This is a genomic window from Ciceribacter sichuanensis, assembly GCF_024055605.1.
Classification (GTDB): domain Bacteria; phylum Pseudomonadota; class Alphaproteobacteria; order Rhizobiales; family Rhizobiaceae; genus Allorhizobium; species Allorhizobium sichuanense.
On the sequence record NZ_JAMXLX010000001.1, the window covers coordinates 101,130 to 119,431 of the forward strand.

The following is an 18,302-nucleotide window of genomic DNA, read 5'->3' on the forward strand; positions in this document are numbered from 1 at the left end:
CTTACTCACTTGTTGTCGATGCGCGGGGACTCGCCGCCGGCGCTCTTGCTCAATGCTTTCAAAACTTCGACGCGCTCGCCGAACATCGCGACCGATCCGTCCTTGAGCACGAGGATCTTGTCGACAACCTGCAGAAGGGCAGGGCGCTGGGTGATCGTGACCGTGGTAATGCCCTGTTTCTTCGCGTGGATGAGCGCGCGGGCAAGCGCTGCCTCGCCAAGCGTATCGAGATTGGAGTTCGGCTCGTCGAGCACCACGAACTTCGGATCGCCGAAGAAGGCGCGGGCAAGCGCGATGCGCTGCTTCTGCCCGCCCGAGAGCGGTGAGCCATCGGCTGCAACCACGGTTTCGTAACCCTGCGGAAAACCGGCAATCAGTTCATGTACGTCGGCAAGAGTTGCCGCTTCGAAGATCTGGCGGTCGTCGACATCGTCGCGCATGCGGCTGATGTTCGCCTTGATGGTGCCGGGGAAGAGTTGCACGTCCTGCGGCAGGTAGCCGATGCTTTCGCCGAACTGCCGCTGGTCCCAGTTGCGCAGGTCCATAAGGTCGAGGCGCACATTGCCCGATGTCGGTAGGATGGAACCGACCAGCATCTTGCCGAGCGTCGTCTTGCCAGAACCGGAATTACCGATGATGGCGAGCGATTCACCCTTGCGCAGCGAGAAGGAGATGCCGTTGAGGATCACCTTCTTCTGCGGCGGGGGCACGAAGAGAATGCGCTCGACATCCAGCCGGCCCTCGGGATTGGGCAGGCGAAGCCGGGGGAAGTTCAGCGGTGAATTCACCAGCAACTGCTTGATGCGAGCATAGGCGGAGGCCGACTTGTTGAACTGGTTCCAGCCCTCGATTGCACCTTCGATCGGGGCAAGAGCCCGGCCGGAGATGATCGATGCGGCGATCACCATCCCACCGGTCAGTTGCCCCGAAAGCGAAAGATGAGCCCCCCAGCCGAGAAGGGCAATCTGCGTTATCATGCGGCAGCCCTTTGAAAGGCCAGCGAACATGATGTTCCTGTCCTGCGCCGCGACATGCGCCCTGAGCGAGCCCGCTGTCTCCTGACCCCACATCCGGACGGCTTCGGGGATCATGGCGAGCGCATTGATGATCTGCGAATTGCGCGACATGGACTCCAGGTGGAAATTCGCCCGGCCGGCAAAGCCGTTGGCCTCGGCGAAATGGCGCGCCGTGAACCGCTGGTTCAGGAAGGCGATGAAGAACAGCACCGCGCAGCACGTCAGGATGATGAGGCCGAGATGCGGATGGACGAGATAGACCACCAGCACGAAGAGCGGCATCAGCGGCGCGTCGAGGAAAGCGATCAGCGTGCCCGAGGTCAGGAAGCCGCGAAGCTGCTGCAGGTCCTGCAGGATCTGGTAGTCCTTGCCGGATCCATGCAGCGAGGCTCTCGCCGCGGCGCTGAGAATGGGAGCGCCGAGCTGCACCTCCAGCTCGACCGCCGTACGCATCAGGATGAAACGCCTGATGGCATCGAGGAAGGCCTGAAGCAGAACCGCGCCAACGACCGCGATGGTCAGCATGATCAACGTGTCCATCGACCGGCTGGTCAGAACCCGGTCGGAAATCTGGAAGAGATAGAGCGGTATCGCGAGAAGCAGAACATTGATGGCGACGGTGAACAGCATGACGATGATCATGTTGCGTCGAACGGCAGCGATACCCTTTGCGAGGCTCGCGGCGAAGTTCACCGGGCCGCTGCGTTTGTGGAAACCGGCTTGGCCGCCATTTCCGCCGCCGCCATTACCGTTGTCGTCGGAGTCCTTGCCGCCACCACCGCCGCCGCTGGAGGGGCGCCGCTCGTTTTCCCGGATCGGTCCCCTGTCGGTTTCGATGGTCTTTCCGAACGGCTTGTCCTGAACCGGCTTGATATCGATTTCCCGCACAGGCTGGTCGCGCTTTGCCACCGTTTCGGTATTTGCCGCCGCAGCCTCCGACGCGACGGCCGCCCCGCTCTTGTTATTATTGTGGGCAGGGGCGGCCGCCCGTCCGGCGGACCCGTTCGGCGCCGCAGCCGCGACATTCGGCGGCGCCGCTTGAGCGTTTGCCAGAGGTCCCCTGGAGGTGGGACCGCTCGGTTGTGCGACTGCGGCCTCTGTGGCGACGCCCCGGCGCATCGCGGATTGCGATGCGGCGTTGTCGAGGCGTCTCAGGTTTTCGATCACGTCGTCGATCGTCGGGGTGCCGGCTTTCGGTTCTTGAGCCGCCAGCACCGACGCCGGAATGAAGCCCGGCATTCTGCCTGTCTGAACCGGGTCGATGGCAGGCCGTGGCTGGATCGGAGGACCGATCCTGACTTCGGCCGCGTTCGGCGCCTGCGGCTTCGAGACGACGCTGGCCTTGTCTTCTTCTCTTTTCTCCATCCTGTCTTCGGCGGGCCGCGCTACACCCGAATCCTGGGCGAGCTTCGAGGCTGAATCGGTCAGCTTCTTCAGGTCGCCGATCACGTTGTCGATCGCCGAAATGCAGGCATTCGCCGGATCTGCCTCCCCATTGCCCGGCGGCGGCCCCGACTGGTTCTGTCGATCCAGATCGATGACCTTGCTTCTCGACAACTCGTCCTTCGATACGTGGTTCATCTGTCTCCCCCCGGATCGTCCTTTAGGCGATCATTGTTTGCATCACATCCGCAGGACTTGCTTGAGGTCCACCGAGGTCATCCGCCGAATTGAAGACAATGTCGTCCGTGTCGGGGGTAACGGGATCATTGTCGAGAAAGGCGATGACTTCGTTGGCGAGCTGGTTGTTCACCGGTTGCGGCTGCGTGTGGTCGTCTTCCACCAGGCCTCCCTGGATCAGAATGGCGTCGGAATAGGTCTGGCCCGCCACATAGGTCGAGCCGCCGAAGCTGTCGTAATCCACGATCTGGGCGATGTTGACGACCGCATTGCTGCCGGTGTCGATGGTGACGGTGGCGTTCTCGTTGTTGGCGAGATAATCCGACGCGGCCTGCGTGACATGGTCGGAATCGCCGAGAATGCTCACCTGCTTGATGTAGGTGATGTCGTAGAGATTGCCGGTGATGTAGAGAACGTTCAACCATTCGTGACCGACGAAATTGGCGTCGGTCCCCAGCGTTTCCGGCATGTTCGGATCGCCGTTCTGAATGTTCTGCTGGGCCTGCTGCATATAGTCGGGCATCGCCTCGAAACGGTCGCTGCTGCCGACGTTGTGGATCGAAGCCTCGTTCCACAGAAGGTTGTTTCCGGTCTGCGTGTCGACGTTGTCGGGACATCCCGGTTCGCCGGTAATCGTATCGTTGTCATAGAGAACGGCCAGCTGGCTGATGAAGTTCATGTCGAGCACATTGCCGCCGACGATCACCAGGTCGTACTGCTGGCTCAGCCCGAGATAGGCGGTGATGTTGAAGACGGCATTGCCGCCGATGAGCACCGTGGTCTCGTAACCGGTCGTGGTGACGACCATCTGGTCGTTGTCGGTGACGAAATTGTACTGCTCGATCCACTGTACGAAACAGACATCGCCGTCGATGACGCTCACACGCCAGTCGGAAGGATAGGTCGGGTCCTGATCCGGATCCGTCTGGCTGTCGGTTCCGGTGTCGCCGAATGTCGTGCGGTCGAATGCGGCGATATTGATGGCGACGGTCGACGCATGGCTGTTGTCGTCGCTATTCCATCCATTATCGCATCCGCTCGGGGCAAAGGCGTCGGTGTCGTTGTCGCTGTAGACATAGGCCTGGGTGATCACATCGATCTGGTGGTGATTGCCCATCACGCTCATGACGGGGGTAATCACGCCCGTTGTGGTGAAGCTGGCGATGTTGACGACGACATTGGCGCCGGCGGCGATCTCGAGCGTATTCTGCGGTTCCGGCTGTTCGAGCGGCGTTTCGCTCTCTTCCGGGTCCTGCTCCGGTTTTGCCAGTCCGCGGTCAGGCATCAGGTCGTCGAGCGATGGCACTTCTTCCGCCAGCACTCCATTGACATAGGTCCCGTGGATCTCGTCGCCGGCCTGCACAAAGTTCACCTCGGCGTCCTCGCCGATCGATGTCGTATTGTTGGCGACCAGATCCTCTTTGTAATCATGAACCTCCTGCGCGATCTTCTGCAGGCTTTCGTAGGCGTCGGTGCGGTCGAGATCGGAAAAGGGCGTGAAGCGCACCGCGTCGGTCGCGAACTCCGCCAGTCGCTCGACGACGTAGCTGGTATCCAGCTTCGCGTGATAGTCGCTGGTCATGTTCAGGTAGTCGTCGTCGAAAAGCAGATTGATCTGCGCCATATGCGAGATGGCCGAACCCGCCCCGGGATAGACGACAAGACGTTCATCGAGTTCGATCGGGATGTTCGGTTCGTCGACGCCCATGCGCGGCAGCCTGAAACCGCCCCCGAAGCCTTCGTCGAGATCCCTGAAATCCTGTGTCGATAGCGGATCGAAATAGGCCCGTCCCCCGACATCGAAGAGCCTGTAATCGTTGTCTTGATACTCGACGCCCGGAATATAGCCTTTCAGTGCGAGGTCGGAGGCGAAATTAGGATCCAGCGCTTCGAGATCCTCCGGAGGCGCAGGAGCATTGTCATGCACCTGACCGCCCGTATAGCCGATGCGCAACCGCGCTTCGTCCATGACGCTGTCGAAATGCCCAATGAAGTGGGCGATGATTTCGGAAATCCTGTCGATCTGCATGTCCGCCTCCCTGCCCATGCGTCAAAGGGCCATGCCCAACGGAAATCTCCGTCGCACTGTCCGTTTCCGCTGACGCAGCCTCAAGCCGCTGGACTGCACCGGCGTAGCCGGTGCAGTCCCTTCTTGTCTTGGGGGGGAACTGTCAGGCGCCCGTGTCCTCGCCGGTGTTGGTGACGTAGGAGTCGCCGCCGATGACGCTGCTGTCGATCGTGTTGCTCAGCAGATTCGCACCCTGGACGAACTCGAAGTGGAAGCCCGAGTTGGCAAGGATCGCCGAAGCATCGGCCGTGCTCGCGCCGGAGACATCGTCGCCAGCGGTAAGATCCCAGCCCTTGGCGTCGAGTTGCATCCCTTCGCTGCTGTCGGCAGTGCCACCATTGGCGTTCAGATAGTTCTGGGCACCGCCATTTTCCATGCGGACTTCCCAGGCCGTATCCTGGTCGGCGAGGTGGCTTGCCTGAACCGCGCTGAAGCCGCTGTCGTTGCCGGCGCCGTTGAGCGAGTCATTCAGGATGTTGTCGACGTTGAGCGTGAACGAGAAGTCGTCACCGATTTCGAAGGTCAGGTCGCCGCCGGCGATGCCGAGATTGCCGAAGTCATGGACATTGTCGAGCTGGCCGAAATCATTATCGGATGAATTGAAGCTGTCGCTCGTGGTGATATTGAAGCTGTCGGTGGTCGTCTTGATATCGGTGTCGGTATCGGTCACCGTTTTGATGTCGGTGTCGATATCGGTTTCGGTGTTGGAGTAGGACTTGCTGTCATAGCTCCAGTCGTAATCGGAGGAATTGTAGCTGTCCGACACGGTCGTGGTGTCGTTGTCCGTGATCGTCTTGATGTCGGTATCGGTTTCGGTGTTCGAATAGGACTTGCTGTCGTAGCTCCAGTCATATTCGTTGTCGCGGTTGTTGCCGTTGTCGGTCGCGACATCCACGTCGATCTTGGAGTCGACATCAACGTCGACGCTGTTGTCCGTGTCGATGCTGTTGTCGGTATTGTCACGGTTGTCGCCATTGGCAACGCCGCCGACATAGCCGGTCGAACCGTCATCCACTTCCGTGGAGTTGATCGCGCTGTTGGCAAAGCCATCAGCCAGGGCGCCGACATTGGTCTCGTCGCCCTTCGGATCATAGTTATAAGACATCTTCATTCCTCCAAAAAAATTGGAGCAGCATTCGAAAATCCCTCTCATCTCAAATGGGATCTGTTTCGCGCTTGCTCCGTATTGTTGTTGACTGCAGACGTACGGCGTACGAAATCATCCGCAGCAGCTAATTCGTTTCGGGGATTTTGAATATCCTCAAGACGCACTCTCCCTTTTCCGAAGTGCATATGCACAACGGGCCAAGCATTTTTGTTTGGCATTCTTGATCAGATGGGTAGGGCTTTCTTGTTCTCGGACTGATTTACTATCGAGACCACACCTGCCCTCTTCTGATACATAAACTCAACAGGAAAACGCGAACCGTTCCTAGCTACGAAATCGGATTAGTCAGGAGTGCTGAGAGGAGCGGAAAACACTTTTGGTTGCGATGGTTAGCCTTGCGCGCACCTTTTGCGGGCTCATGGCTGCGGCAAAAATTCCAGTAAAAACCAAGGGGGAAGCGAAAAATGCGGATGAGAGAAAATCTGTGGAGAATGTCCGCGCATGCCCAAAAAAGTCGCGTTTTGCCCGCGTTTGTGGTTTTTTTGACGCCGAATAACCCAAAATGGTCATTTCAAATCCCCGTATTTCGAACTAACATAATTAACTAATAATTAAAACAATGAAGGGATTGGGGGCCAGAAGCGGCTCCCCCGCGGATCTACATGTAACGAGTAAGCTAACGCCAAGGGGAGGCATGTATGTTTATGACTGAGTCACATATAAGTGAACCCGCACGTCATATGCCAGGGGTGGTTCAAGGGCATTCTATACTGATGATTGCGAAGCAAGATCTTTTGGCCGAGTGCCTGGCCGAGGTTCTTTCCAGAAAATTCCCAAATCATGACATTATAGTTCGCTCCACCATGCGGGATGTAAGCGAAAACGAGGAAAATGAGGCAAGTCTGATCTTGCTTTATCGTCTTTCCTCCGCAGATATACAGGAAGTCCTTCAGAGATTGCGGCGTGATGAGGATGGCGCTTCGATCGGTATCGTTGTCGATGGCGTGGGGCAGTTAGACGCCTACTATCGCAATCTTGCCGAAGCCCGCACAATTGATGGGATTTTGCCGCTCAACCTGCGGCTTGATGTATTTCTCGCCGCAGTCGATCTGCTTGCGAAGGGTGGGGAGCATTTCCCTTCGGCTCTTCTCCAGCGGTTGAGCAGCGAGGCGCCCTTGGTAGAGGCTTCATATGAAAGCGGTCTTGTCACGGCGGCAAGATCGAACACCCTCACCCTGCCGAACGGGGATATGGCGGCTCTCACCACGAGGGAAGTCCAGATCCTCGATCTCATTTGCGAGGGGACGCAGAACAAGATCATTGCCGACCGGCTCAACCTCTCGGAAAACACCGTGAAGGTCCATATCCGGAACATCTATAAGAAGATGCACGTGCGCAATCGCACCGAAGCGGCCTCGCGCTTCTTCAACAATGACAGGGCGACGAGTGGCCAGGGAAGGCGGCAGAACTAACCCTGCCTTGAGTTGGTCTCAGCGAAGGAAGCAGCGCGACTTCTGTCCGAAGCCGCTGGGTGAACATATATATGGCGCAGAGCCCAGGTAGGCGGTTTTCGTCTCCCGGGCTCGCGGCACCTCACCGATGTTGTCGTCGGCGCTCGCCTGTCGCATCCCGTCGGAGCTGCTGTAGCCGTATGCTTCCGTATTCGACCGCGTTTTGCGGATCGTTTCTTCTTGCAGTTTCTTCGGCTGGGGCTCGTTGGTCGCGATCTCGGCGTCTGCGATGGAGCACGACGCAAGCGACATCGACGCAACCGTGATCGCACCTGCCATGCTCAACCCGAGCATTCCACCCGAGCGTCTGCCGCTCGCCTTCATATATCCCCGCACGTGTTACCTCCGCCGTCGGTCACATCCACGATCAGTGTGACCGATTCGGGCGGATTTTGACAGGCGTGTATTAGAAATTCCTGACAATGGGTGAGGAAAGCTCACCGCGCCTGACATCTCAAGCTTTATGGTTAATTATATATAACCATAAAGTAGTACGCATAATCATATCGGATTTTTGCGAAAATAGGCGTTGACCGAAATAGAAAACTGGAGCGTATTTGTGTTTACGCAAGCTTAACTTCTGAATTTTCTTCAGAATATACATGTACCATTTTGGTACATCGGAACTAAGTCTTGTGGAGTATAGTGTTCACTGGGTCGCGTTCAGGGTGTTTGTTTGTGGCCCTGAGGCTGGGGGTGTGTGTAATGCGTAAGCTCTTCTCCGATGGTTCTCCTTCGCTGGATATGTCGTCCGGACCTTTTCCTCGCATGGTTCTCGTCAATGGTGGCGCCGGCTTCCTGGGCTCGCATCTTTGCGAACGCCTGCTGGATGCCGGTCACAGCGTCATCTGTTGCGATGATTTTTCGACCGGGCGCCGGGAAAATGTCCGGCACCTTCTGTCGAATCCGGGTTTCCGCGTCATGGAACATGACGTGCGCGATCCGTACGACGTCGATGCCTCGCTTATTTTCAATTTTGCCTCGCCGGCATCGCCGCCGGACTACCAGCGCGACCCGGTCGGCACGTTGCTGACCGGCGTGCTCGGGGCGCTGAACGCGCTCGATCTTGCCCGGCGCAATAGCGCAATCGTGGTGCAATCATCGACCTCCGAGGTCTATGGTGATCCGCTCCAGCATCCGCAGCAGGAAAGCTATTGCGGCAACGTCAATCCGATCGGGCCGCGAGGATGCTATGACGAGGGCAAGCGTTGCGCCGAGACGCTGTTCTTCGACTATCACCGCAAGTATGGCGTCGATATCAAGGTCGGTCGTATCTTCAACACCTATGGACCGCGCATGCGCCTGGATGACGGGCGTGTCGTCTCGAACTTCATCGTTCAGGCACTGCAGAACCAGGACATGACCATTTATGGCGATGGTCACCAGACCCGCTCGCTCTGCTACGTCGATGACCTGATCGAGGCCTTCATGCGCTTCTCCGGCGCCGGCAGCGATTGCAACGGGCCTATCAATCTCGGCAATCCGGTCGAAATCCCGGTTCTTCAGCTCGCCGAGCTGATCCGCGATCTGACCAACTCCCGGTCGCGCATCGTGCATCTTGCTGCGGCTATCGACGATCCGAAGCAGCGCCGGCCCGATATTTCCCGGGCGGCGCAAGAACTCGGCTGGCGGCCGCGCGTGTCGTTGAGGGACGGTCTGGAAAAGACCATCCGTTACTTCGACGCCGTGATCGGCCGGACTGCTACGGAAGGACGCGAACCCGCGGAGGCATTGTGAGATGTCCCGCACCGTTCTCGTTACCGGAGGCGCCGGCTTCATCGGCAGCCATATCTGCAAGGCACTTTCCCATTCGGGCTTCATCCCGGTGGCCTACGACAACCTTTCCACCGGACACGCGGATGCGGTCCGGTGGGGACCGCTGATCGAGGCCGATATCTCGGATGGCGGAGCGTTGCGGGCGGCTTTCGATAGGTTCACGCCCGATTGCGTGATCCACTGCGCTGCCAATGCCTATGTCGGGGAATCCGTCACCAACCCGCAAAAATACTACCGTAACAATGTGGCAGCGGGCCTCAGCCTGCTCGATGCCTGCCTCGCGGCAGGCATCGGCAGGATCGTCTTTTCCAGCAGCTGCGCGACATACGGCATTCCCGAGCAGCTGCCGATCCGCGAAGACAGTGTTCAGGAACCGGTCAACCCTTATGGTCGCACCAAACTGATCTTCGAAATGGCGCTCGACGACTATGCTCAGGCCTATGGCCTGAACTTCGTCGTCCTGCGCTACTTCAACGCTGCCGGGGCCGATCCCGATGGCGAGCTCTCCGAGCGACATGAGCCGGAGACACATCTCATTCCGCGTGCCTTGCTGGCAGCTGCCGGCCTGCTCGACCGGCTGGAGATCTTCGGTCAGGACTACCCGACCGACGACGGCACCTGCATTCGCGACTATATCCACGTCTGCGACCTGGCCGATGCCCATGTGGCGGCGGTCCGCCATCTGGCGAATGGCGGCGAGACGCTGCGTCTCAATCTCGGATCCGGCCAGGGCACCTCGATCGACGAAGTCCTGCAGGCAATCGACCGGATTACCGGTCGGCGGGTTCCGGTCACGTTCAAGCCGCGGCGGCCCGGCGATCCGCCGGTCCTCTTCGCGGATACCGCGAGCGCACGTATCAAGCTCGGTTTTACGCCACGCCTTTCGGATATCGACACGATCATCCGCACGGCCAGCCCCACCTTCGGCCTGGAGGTGGTTCGATGAGCGCGGTCCCGAAGATCGGCCTGGCTACTGACAGGAAGGGTGTCCCGGACGGGGCGATGGAGCCGGTGTTCCGTGGCAAGGCCCGGTTCGTCTACCTTCTCGGTATGCTCTGCTGGTTCGGGGCGCTCGCCAACTTCTGGATCTGGTGGTTCGATCCATCACATGTCATCGGCTGGCTGTCATTTGCCTTGATCACGCTGGTCATGGCCTGGATATCGCTCATCCCGGCCTATTTCATCCTGATCTTCTTCAATGCGAAGCGCATGCGGCGATCCGTACCTCTGCCAAGCGGTCGCGTCGCCATGGTCGTCACCAAGGTTCCGTCGGAACCTTTCGAGGTCGTGCGCAAGACGCTTTCCGCCATGCTGTCGCAGCGCGGTCTCGACTTCGACATCTGGCTGGCCGACGAGGATCCCGACGACGAAACCAGACGCTGGTGCGGTGAACACGGGATCTTTGTCTCTACACGCAAGGGCGTTGCCGAATATCACCGCGCCGAATGGCCTCGCCGCACGCGCTGCAAGGAAGGCAATCTCGCCTATTTCTATGATCGTTACGGCTATGACCGCTATGATTTCGTCGCGCAGTTCGATGCCGATCATGTGCCCGATCCGGACTATCTGCAGGAGGTGATCCGTCCCTTCTCGGATCCGGCGGTGGGTTACGTTTCTGCGCCGAGCATCTGCGACGCCAATGCCGCATCGAGCTGGGCTGCGCGTGGACGGCTTTATGCCGAAGCGAGCCTGCATGGCGCATTGCAGGTGGGCTACAACAATGGCTGGGCGCCGCTCTGCATCGGCTCGCATTATGCGGTGCGCACGAAGGCGCTGCGCGAGATCGGCGGCCTCGGCCCGGAACTGGCCGAAGACCATTCGACCACGCTGATGATGAATGCCGGAGGCTGGCGCGGCGTGCATGCGATCGACGCGATCGCCCATGGCGACGGGCCGGAAACTTTTGCCGATCTCTGCGTGCAGGAATTCCAGTGGTCGCGCAGCCTCACGACGCTTCTGCTACAGTATTCGGCACCTCTGGTCCGCAAGCTGCCGCCGCGGCTGAAGTTCCTGTTCATTTTCTCGCAGCTCTGGTATCCGTTGTTTTCCGGCTTCATGGCGCTGATGTTTGCGATGCCGCTGGTGGCGCTTCTGACTGGCAAGGTCTTCGTCAACGTCAGCTATCCGGATTTCCTCGTCCATTTCGCGCCGGTTTCCCTGGTGCTGATCGGTCTCGCCATCTTCTGGAGGCGAAGCGGGACCTATCGTCCCCATGATGCCAAGCTGTTCGGCTGGGAAGGTATCGCGTTCATCCTGTTGCGCTGGCCGTGGTCGCTTGCCGGAACGTTGCTCGCCGTTCGCGACCGCATCACCCGCAGCTTCGTCGATTTCCGCATCACGCCCAAGGGCAAGCAGGAAGTGCGGCTGCTGCCGGTTCGCATACTCACGCCTTATGCCGTGCTGGCCGGCTTTTCCGCAGCTGCCATGGCGTTCGCCGCGACCGACAGCGCCGCACGCGGCTTCTACATCTTCGTCTGCATCAATGCCGTGGTCTATGCGATGGCTGCCGGCCTGATCGTCACGCGTCATGCCTTCGAGAACGGTTTTCGCGCGGTATCGCGCTCCGGTGGCGTCGGGCTCGTGCTGGCGAGTTGCGTGCTTGTGGTCGGCGTCAGCGGTGCTGAACTCGGTCAACATGGTGTCGGCTCGCTTGAGGCTCTGGCCCATGGGCAGAATGTTTTCAGTGTGACCAAGACCCAGTTCACCGTCGCCGGCGCCGGCTTCGGCGGCAAGACGAAAACGGTGAAATTCCATCTGCGCTGGAACGGTTTCCGCGCCGCTCAGCCGGAAAGCAGGCATGCAATTGAACCCAATGCGTAGCGCAGGGCCGGACCGCTCGTGCGCATTTGTAGAAAGGGAGGGTACAATGAAGAAATACCTGAGGAACGGCGGCATCACGTGCCTGGCGCTCGCCCTGTTCTTGCCGGCAGCCGCCTTTGCCACCAGCGCCACGTCGCAGAAGAAGGTCGAGCCGTTGAGCGCGGCCGAGCTGACTGCGATCTACAGCGGCAAGACCTGGGTGTGGGGCACGGGCGGAGGCCGCTTCGACACCAAGGGACGCCGTTTCGTCGCCTATACCGACGAGAAGGGCAAGGCGTCCCTCGGCGAGGGCAGGTGGGCCGTCGATAACAACGGCAAGCTCTGCATCTTTGCCAAATGGACGGCAAGTAACGGTGCCGGTCGGGCGGCCACCTGTTTCGGCCACGTCAAGGTAGGCGACACGATCTACCAGCGTCGCCACCCCTTTGGTCACTGGTATGTATTCCGCCATGCATCGCCAAGAACCAGCGACGAGTTCCGCAGGCTGATTGCAGCCGACACGATCAGCCGCCGCGCGTTCGATCTCAAGAAAAACCTGGCGGCAAATTGAAGAGGGAAGGAGGAATGCGATGAAAAACATAAAGAGAAGAACCCTGCTGACAACGGCGGTCACGTCGTTGGTCGTCGCCGGTTCCTATCCGCTGACGCGGGCGCAGGGTGTTGGCGGCCTCGCCAATTCAACAGCCCAGACCATTCGGGACAAGAGGCCCGTCGTCCACGATGGCGGTATCCGCTTCGGCGCCTATGATCCACACGGGGATTTCGCAAGTCAGCAGAACGTCTCGACGGAAGGGCTCTTCCTGCCGTGGGAAGACGTCGATCTCGACTCGCTGAAGCTTGCCGATACCTATGCGCAGGAAAGGAACCGCAACCTGCTGATTACCATCGAACCCTGGTCATGGGACGTGGGATGGCGCCTCACCTCGGGCCAGCTGCGGCAAAAGGTGATGCGCGGTGACTATGACGTCAACATGCGCACCATCGCAGCGTTGATCGGCCAGATGAAGAGCCCGGTCATCGTGCGCTGGGGCCAGGAAATGGAAGATACTTCGGGTCGCTTTTCATGGGCCGGGTGGGCGCCGCAGGATTACATCACCGCTTACAGGCGGATGATGGACATCCTGCGGCAGGAGGCCCCGAAGGCGGAGCGCATGTGGTCGCCGAAGGGACTGCCGAACCTCACGGCCTACTATCCAGGCGACAACTATGTCGATCAGGTAGGCCTCTCTGTCTTCGGCCTTGAGGGATATGACGAGCGCGCCTATGGCGCGCCGCGCAACTTCCCGCAGAGCCTGAAGCAGGGATACGATCTGGTCGAAGGCTACGGCAAACCGGTCTGGGTCGCCGAATTCGGCTACGAAGGAAGCGATGGCTACATCACCCCCTGGATGCAGGAGGCCACGCTGAAACGGGATGAATTCCCTGAACTCGTCGAAGTCGTCTACTTCAACGACCGTGACGTGCACGCATGGCCCTTCAACCTCGGCCGGCCCGACTGGCGCGTGGTCCGGGGTCAGGCGACCAACTGACCGAAAAACGCTCTCTGCTTGCCGTCGGGGGAAATGAGGGGCGGTGAGTAAGGCCGGAGCAACTTTATCGATTGCTCCGGCCTGTTTGTGTTTATCGCCAAGGTCTGACCTCCTCCCCGGCATGGTGCAAGCCTGCGGCATACTGGGACGGTCATCCCGCAAATGTGTGGGGGGGGCTGATTGGCAAACTGCTGATGTTTAGGTTCCAGCAGTACTACAGCTTCAAACGCTGCCCATGCGTCACGCGGGTGAGGAGCGCTTGGGGAGGCGTGAAGCGGATGGCATTCATATCGACGCGCTAGCAGGCTGAACGAGCGGGGGCCAGATACCGACGAAATCCGCGGCGTTTCAACGGCGGCAGCAGACCTCGTTTACGTAGGTGTTCCCAACAGTCACGAAGGCATCGTCAGGAACAAGCGACCGCTCTTTCAGGCCTCTTAGCAGTTGCGTGGCTTTATCGACCGGCAACGTGTCTTCAAGGGCGATGGCATACCATTTGTTCGTCGCCAGGAAAGCAACGAGTGGAAGCTGGGAGGCCTTCACATAGCTCTGTGCTTCTTCGAAATTGTCGAAGCTCTTCACTTGAATGAACCGGTCACCGAACGGCTTTTGGATGAACTGGTCCACCCGAACCCAATTGTGGTGGAGGTAACCCGTCCTCCCTTTTACCTTGACCCGATACCAGCGCTCACCGACTCCCACGATCTCGACGGGTTCTCCGTTGCTGATGGCCATGATCTTTGCAGAAGATTGGTCTTCGGCAGCGCGCAGGAATTCTTTGCCTTTCGGAACTCTCAGGGCCCCGCTGGTGGCGAGAGGGATGGTAAAGCGAGCATCATCCGCTGCGATCCTGTAATCGGGAAGCGCTGCACCTGCCGTGGTTGGCTGATTGGGTACGCTTGGACTTGGAGGCTCTGCTGACAGCGAAGTCTGAGGGGCGCTCACCTCGCCCGTAGTCACGCGATACTGCGCCATCTCGCTCTTCGACAGATACCGCATGTCGTCCCGCTCATATCGCAAGGATAACTGCAACAGCCCGGGGTCTACGCCCATCTCGGTCAAATAGGCGATGGTCTCGGCAGTTTGGTGCTGGATGTAGGAGACGGCGTCATCGACGGAGATGCCGGAAACGTCGGAGAATGAGGACTTGTGGACGCCTATGGAACCGGTTTCGGCGTAGCGCGACACTCCGCCCATGAAGGCCAGGGCACATGCGGAAACACATTCGAGAGAACGGGGCTGAAGCGTGGAAAGACCGAGCGACCGAATCAAACGCCCAAGCTCGATTGCCTTGGAAGGATTTCCACCGGGTGACTTGAACACAACGGTCGAACCTTTGCCGCCCAGCCTCTGAACCGCCTGAACAAATGTCGTCAGATTGTCGGATGGCTCGAACACACCGGAGACGAGAATGTAAGATGTCGTTTGATCGATGTCCTCGACCGAAACAGTTATCGCCCAACTCGGCTGACAGACTGAAATGAGCCCGACAGCACCCAACAACATGTGAACGAAATACACTCGATCCCCCATCTGCCTTGGGTTGCAGTGTACCCAAGCAGCTGTTGCTGGGTCAATCTGCGAGCGCAGCGTACGTTCCTGTCGTCAGGGCAAGCGCCCGGTAAAGAGCATATGCACGAAGCGGTCTGCTTTCCCTCGCGCCGCCAACGCTGTAGGATCAGCAACTGAAGGAGAAATTTTTTACGGACAGAGTACATTCAGCGGTACTATTTGAGGTACGCAGCGCCTGCTAACCATCTGATTTTTGATGCTAATAGGAGAATTGGCTGGGGAACCTGGATTCGAACCAAGATCGACGGAGTCAGAGTCCGCTGTTCTACCATTGAACTATTCCCCAACGGAGCGAAGCGCCTTGGGCGTCCGTCGGTGAGCGGGCTTATAACCAAAAAGATTGCGGCTTGCAAATACCCGTTTTGAAAAAACTTTGCAAAAAAATAACACCGTCGGTGACGGTGAGGGCAAGGTGTTCGAAACAGTAGTAAAAACAGTTTGGCTAATAGGCCGCTCGCTGATATCATTTTGCCAACGAAAATCGAAAAGGCGCCTGCAGCATGACTTCGGCTAATGTCGGAGCCTTTGCGCGGCGCGATGGGCAAGACAGTGACAGACCCCGATCGCGGCCAGAGGCCGCCAAACGAGGGGGCGTCGACGGGTAAGCGCAAAGGTGGGGGATCCCGCCGGCGCGGCAAGGCCAAGAGGGGTGCAGCGCCGCAGGCGGGTGCTGTCTCTCAGGCTTTGGAGCATGCTGCGAATCAGGCGGCTGCTACGCGACGTTCCGATATCGACGCGACCGATGGCCCAGTCCGCAAGCGCAAGAAGCGTCGGCGAAATCGTTCGGGCCATAAGGGTTCCGAGGCGATTGCAGCGCAAGCGGTCGAGAAGGCTACTTCCGACAAGATCATGACGAATGATGCACCCGCTGCCGATGGCCGCGCGGGCAAGAAGCGCCGTCGAAGCCGCAACCGTCGTGGTACGCATGTGCGTCCGCTGGCACCTGCCGGTGCCCAGCCACAAGCCGCATCCACACGGCAGGCGACGCCGGAAACGGCACCTGCCCAACCTCATCATCATCCCCGTCCGCATCACTCCGCCGATCACCACCACCACGGTGGCCGCCGCAATCCGCAACACCAGGCGGAGCGGGCGAGGGGAGCGTCGGGCCATGAGCAATGGCCGGATGATCTCTATGCCGCGCTTGATCTCGGCACCAACAATTGCCGCCTGTTGATCGCTCAGCCGACGCGTCCGGGTCAGTTTCGCGTCGTCGATGCCTTCTCACGGATTGTCCGCCTGGGGGAAGGGCTTGCGGCCAATGGCCGACTTTCCGCGGAAGCGATGGACCGGGCCGTCGAGGCGTTGCGCGTCTGCGCCGGAAAGCTTGCCGGCCGCCAGATCAGGCGGATGCGGCTCATCGCGACCGAGGCCTGCCGTGCGGCGGAGAACGGCGAGGAGTTTCTGGCGCGCGTCACGGTCGAAACGGGGCTGGAACTCGAAATCATCAATCGCGAGACGGAAGCGCGTCTTGCCGTATCCGGCTGCTCCTCGTTGGTTGGACGCGAGGCGCGTTCGGTGGTGCTCTTCGATATCGGTGGGGGCTCGTCTGAGATCGCGGTCATTCGCATCGGTGAGAATCGTTCGAGCCGTCTGGCCAATCATATCACCCACTGGACATCGCTGCCCGTCGGCGTGGTTACCCTGTCGGAGCGCCATGGCGGCAAGGATGTCACGCCTGTCGTCTTCGAGGCGATGATACAGGAAGTGCAGGGCATGCTGGAGCGGTTCGACTGCCCGCCGGCGTTCGGCTCGAATGCGGGTGACGATGGTTTCCATTTGATCGGCACGTCCGGAACGGTGACGACGCTTGCCGGCGTCCATCTCGATCTTCCCCGTTACGACCGCCGCAAGGTGGATGGTCTGTGGCTTTCGGATGCCGAGGTTTCGGCCATGCAGGCAAAGCTTTTGTCATGGGACTATGCGGGACGCGCCGCCAACCCGTGCATTGGCCCGGACCGTGCCGATCTGGTGCTGGCCGGCTGCGCCATTCTGGAGGCGATCCGCCGTCGCTGGCCATCGAGCCGCATGCGCGTTGCCGACCGGGGCTTGAGGGAAGGACTGCTGACAGACATGATGGCCGATGACGGAGTGTGGCGGCGAGGCCGTCCGCGCCGGCCCCATAAGGAGCGCTGACGCAATGACCAAACCACCCGTGGGCGGCAACCGTACTGGCCGCAAGCTCGGCCAGAAGGTCAAGAAGGGCAAGCTCAAGGCCTCGTCCCGCCGCTGGCTCGAACGCCATATCAACGATCCCTATGTGCAGCGGGCAAAGCTCGAGGGTTACCGCGCCCGCGCGGCCTTCAAGCTGCTGGAAATCGACGAGAAGCATCAGATCCTCAAGGGCGCGAAGCGTATCATCGATCTGGGTGCCGCTCCCGGAAGCTGGTCGCAGATCGCCGCCAATGTCACTGGCTCGACCGATGAGGACATCCGCGTCGCCGCGATCGATTTCCTCGAAATGGCGCCCCTTCCGGGCGTCAAGGTTCTGCAGCTCGACTTCCTCGATCCGGAAGCGCCGGCGCAGCTTATCGAAGCGGTTGGCGGCACGCCGGATCTCGTGATTTCGGACATGGCGGCTCCTACCACTGGACACCAGAAGACGGACCACCTGCGCACCATGCATCTCTGCGAGGTTGCGGCCCATTTCGCCGTCGAGGTTCTGGCGGAAGGCGGCCATTTCCTCGCCAAGACCTTCCAGGGCGGCACGGAAAAGGAGCTGCTCACCATGCTGAAGCAGAATTTCCGTCAGGTCGTCCATGTCAAACCGGGGTCGTCACGCGCCGAGTCGGTGGAAATGTTCCTGCTGGCCAAGGGCTTCAAGGGGCGTCGCGCTTCCGAACCGCATGATGCGGAAGGCGAGACGGCCGAAGCCGACGAATGATCTGCCGCCATGCTGCTTTACGTCACACTCGGTACCAATAACCTCTCCCGCGCCATTCCCTTCTACGATGCCGCACTCGCTCCGCTCGGCCTGAAGCGTCAGCGGACGGACGAGGTGGAGGCGGGGTACGGGGCGGATGACGATGTGCGCTGCCGTCTCTGGGTGACAAAACCCTTCGACCAAAAGCCCGCGACCCGTGGCAACGGCTCCATGGTCGCGCTGGAAGCGGTGACCCGTGCGGCGGTCGATGCGTTTTATGCGGCTGCCTTGGCCAATGGCGGCACGGATGACGGCCCGCCGGGTCTCAGGCCCTTTCATGCGCATTTCTACGCCGCTTATGTACGCGATCCCGACGGCAACAAGCTCTCCGCCGTCTGCGAACGGCCGGAATAATCCGG

The 18,302-nt window shown here is 59.7% G+C and carries 15 protein-coding genes and 1 tRNA gene; 9 read left to right on the forward strand and 7 right to left on the reverse strand.

Features of this window, described 5'->3' with window-relative positions:
* Positions 1-5 precede the first annotated feature (5 nt).
* The 4 genes from NBH21_RS00435 to NBH21_RS00450 form a co-directional block, all read right to left on the reverse strand.
* Complete coding sequence (locus NBH21_RS00435) at positions 6-2,597, reverse strand: type I secretion system permease/ATPase (RefSeq protein WP_425340364.1); 2,592 nt, start codon at positions 2,595-2,597, stop codon at positions 6-8.
* A gap of 22 nt (positions 2,598-2,619) precedes the next feature.
* Positions 2,620-4,665, reverse strand: coding sequence for a hypothetical protein (locus NBH21_RS00440; RefSeq protein WP_250912000.1), 2,046 nt, complete (start codon positions 4,663-4,665; stop codon positions 2,620-2,622).
* A gap of 142 nt (positions 4,666-4,807) precedes the next feature.
* Positions 4,808-5,815 carry an MSCRAMM family adhesin SdrC gene (locus NBH21_RS00445; protein ID WP_250912001.1) on the reverse strand — a complete coding sequence of 336 codons (1,008 nt, stop codon included), beginning with the start codon at positions 5,813-5,815 and terminating at the stop codon, positions 4,808-4,810.
* Positions 5,816-6,157: 342 nt separating this feature from the next.
* Positions 6,158-6,382, reverse strand: a complete 225-nt coding sequence (locus NBH21_RS00450; protein WP_250912002.1) for a hypothetical protein — start codon at positions 6,380-6,382, stop codon at positions 6,158-6,160.
* Between the two features lie 128 nt (positions 6,383-6,510).
* On the opposite strand from NBH21_RS00450, the gene NBH21_RS00455 reads away from it, so the two are divergent.
* Positions 6,511-7,284 (forward strand): helix-turn-helix transcriptional regulator, encoded by a 774-nt coding sequence (locus NBH21_RS00455; RefSeq protein WP_250912003.1) that lies wholly within the window; start codon positions 6,511-6,513, stop codon positions 7,282-7,284.
* Between the two features lie 18 nt (positions 7,285-7,302).
* Here the strand turns inward: NBH21_RS00455 and NBH21_RS00460 are convergent, their stop codons facing one another.
* A complete protein-coding gene (locus NBH21_RS00460; RefSeq protein ID WP_250912004.1) occupies positions 7,303-7,602 on the reverse strand; it encodes a hypothetical protein in 300 nt (99 codons plus the stop codon).
* A 465-nt stretch (positions 7,603-8,067) separates the two neighbouring features.
* Here NBH21_RS00460 and NBH21_RS00465 point away from each other — a divergent pair, with 465 nt between their 5' ends.
* Genes NBH21_RS00465 through NBH21_RS00485 form a run of 5 tightly spaced genes read left to right on the forward strand, consistent with a single transcriptional unit; the run spans position 8,068 to position 13,448 of the window.
* Positions 8,068-9,060 (forward strand): UDP-glucuronic acid decarboxylase family protein, encoded by a 993-nt coding sequence (locus tag NBH21_RS00465; RefSeq protein WP_250912782.1) that lies wholly within the window; start codon positions 8,068-8,070, stop codon positions 9,058-9,060.
* A gap of 1 nt (position 9,061) precedes the next feature.
* A complete protein-coding gene (gene galE, locus NBH21_RS00470; RefSeq protein WP_250912005.1) occupies positions 9,062-10,045 on the forward strand; it encodes a UDP-glucose 4-epimerase GalE in 984 nt (327 codons plus the stop codon).
* Complete coding sequence (locus NBH21_RS00475) at positions 10,042-11,919, forward strand: glycosyltransferase family 2 protein (protein ID WP_250912006.1); 1,878 nt, start codon at positions 10,042-10,044, stop codon at positions 11,917-11,919. Before galE ends, NBH21_RS00475 begins: the two co-directional genes overlap by 4 nt.
* Positions 11,920-11,965: 46 nt before the next feature.
* Entirely contained in the window at positions 11,966-12,469 is a 504-nt protein-coding gene (locus tag NBH21_RS00480) for a DUF995 domain-containing protein (RefSeq protein ID WP_250912007.1), read from the forward strand.
* Positions 12,470-12,488: 19 nt separating this feature from the next.
* Positions 12,489-13,448, forward strand: coding sequence for a glycoside hydrolase family 26 protein (locus tag NBH21_RS00485; RefSeq protein ID WP_250912008.1), 960 nt, complete (start codon positions 12,489-12,491; stop codon positions 13,446-13,448).
* 348 nt (positions 13,449-13,796) lie between these two features.
* Here NBH21_RS00485 and NBH21_RS26150 read toward each other — a convergent pair whose 3' ends face one another.
* Entirely contained in the window at positions 13,797-14,969 is a 1,173-nt protein-coding gene (locus NBH21_RS26150; RefSeq protein ID WP_250912009.1) for an SH3 domain-containing protein, read from the reverse strand.
* A gap of 263 nt (positions 14,970-15,232) precedes the next feature.
* Positions 15,233-15,306: transfer RNA gene (locus NBH21_RS00495), tRNA-Gln, on the reverse strand.
* A 227-nt stretch (positions 15,307-15,533) separates the two neighbouring features.
* On the opposite strand from NBH21_RS00495, the gene NBH21_RS00500 reads away from it, so the two are divergent.
* From NBH21_RS00500 to NBH21_RS00510, 3 genes are read left to right on the forward strand one after another with little or no spacing between them, the layout of a single operon-like run.
* Complete coding sequence (locus NBH21_RS00500; protein ID WP_280924831.1) at positions 15,534-17,156, forward strand: Ppx/GppA phosphatase family protein; 1,623 nt, start codon at positions 15,534-15,536, stop codon at positions 17,154-17,156.
* 4 nt (positions 17,157-17,160) lie between these two features.
* Positions 17,161-17,904 carry an RlmE family RNA methyltransferase gene (locus NBH21_RS00505; RefSeq protein ID WP_250912010.1) on the forward strand — a complete coding sequence of 248 codons (744 nt, stop codon included), beginning with the start codon at positions 17,161-17,163 and terminating at the stop codon, positions 17,902-17,904.
* 9 nt (positions 17,905-17,913) lie between these two features.
* The gene (locus NBH21_RS00510) at positions 17,914-18,297 is read left to right on the forward strand and encodes a VOC family protein (RefSeq protein WP_250912011.1); all 384 of its coding nucleotides are present in this window, start codon (positions 17,914-17,916) and stop codon (positions 18,295-18,297) included.
* Positions 18,298-18,302 lie beyond the last annotated feature (5 nt).

What these genes read in the sequence shown, in the direction of transcription:
- NBH21_RS00445 (WP_250912001.1), bottom strand. Translation starts at nt 5,815, where the DNA reads ATGAAGATGTCTTATAACTATGATCCGAAGGGCGACGAGACCAATGTC.
- NBH21_RS00500 (WP_280924831.1), top strand. Translation starts at nt 15,534, where the DNA reads ATGTCGGAGCCTTTGCGCGGCGCGATGGGCAAGACAGTGACAGACCCC.
- NBH21_RS00510 (WP_250912011.1), top strand. Translation starts at nt 17,914, where the DNA reads ATGCTGCTTTACGTCACACTCGGTACCAATAACCTCTCCCGCGCCATT.
- NBH21_RS00440 (WP_250912000.1), bottom strand. Translation starts at nt 4,665, where the DNA reads ATGCAGATCGACAGGATTTCCGAAATCATCGCCCACTTCATTGGGCAT.
- NBH21_RS00480 (WP_250912007.1), top strand. Translation starts at nt 11,966, where the DNA reads ATGAAGAAATACCTGAGGAACGGCGGCATCACGTGCCTGGCGCTCGCC.
- NBH21_RS00450 (WP_250912002.1), bottom strand. Translation starts at nt 6,382, where the DNA reads ATGACCATTTTGGGTTATTCGGCGTCAAAAAAACCACAAACGCGGGCA.
- NBH21_RS00465 (WP_250912782.1), top strand. Translation starts at nt 8,068, where the DNA reads ATGTCGTCCGGACCTTTTCCTCGCATGGTTCTCGTCAATGGTGGCGCC.
- NBH21_RS00485 (WP_250912008.1), top strand. Translation starts at nt 12,489, where the DNA reads ATGAAAAACATAAAGAGAAGAACCCTGCTGACAACGGCGGTCACGTCG.
- NBH21_RS00475 (WP_250912006.1), top strand. Translation starts at nt 10,042, where the DNA reads ATGAGCGCGGTCCCGAAGATCGGCCTGGCTACTGACAGGAAGGGTGTC.
- galE (WP_250912005.1), top strand. Translation starts at nt 9,062, where the DNA reads ATGTCCCGCACCGTTCTCGTTACCGGAGGCGCCGGCTTCATCGGCAGC.
- NBH21_RS00505 (WP_250912010.1), top strand. Translation starts at nt 17,161, where the DNA reads ATGACCAAACCACCCGTGGGCGGCAACCGTACTGGCCGCAAGCTCGGC.
- NBH21_RS00455 (WP_250912003.1), top strand. Translation starts at nt 6,511, where the DNA reads ATGTTTATGACTGAGTCACATATAAGTGAACCCGCACGTCATATGCCA.
- NBH21_RS00460 (WP_250912004.1), bottom strand. Translation starts at nt 7,602, where the DNA reads ATGGCAGGTGCGATCACGGTTGCGTCGATGTCGCTTGCGTCGTGCTCC.
- NBH21_RS00435 (WP_425340364.1), bottom strand. Translation starts at nt 2,597, where the DNA reads ATGAACCACGTATCGAAGGACGAGTTGTCGAGAAGCAAGGTCATCGAT.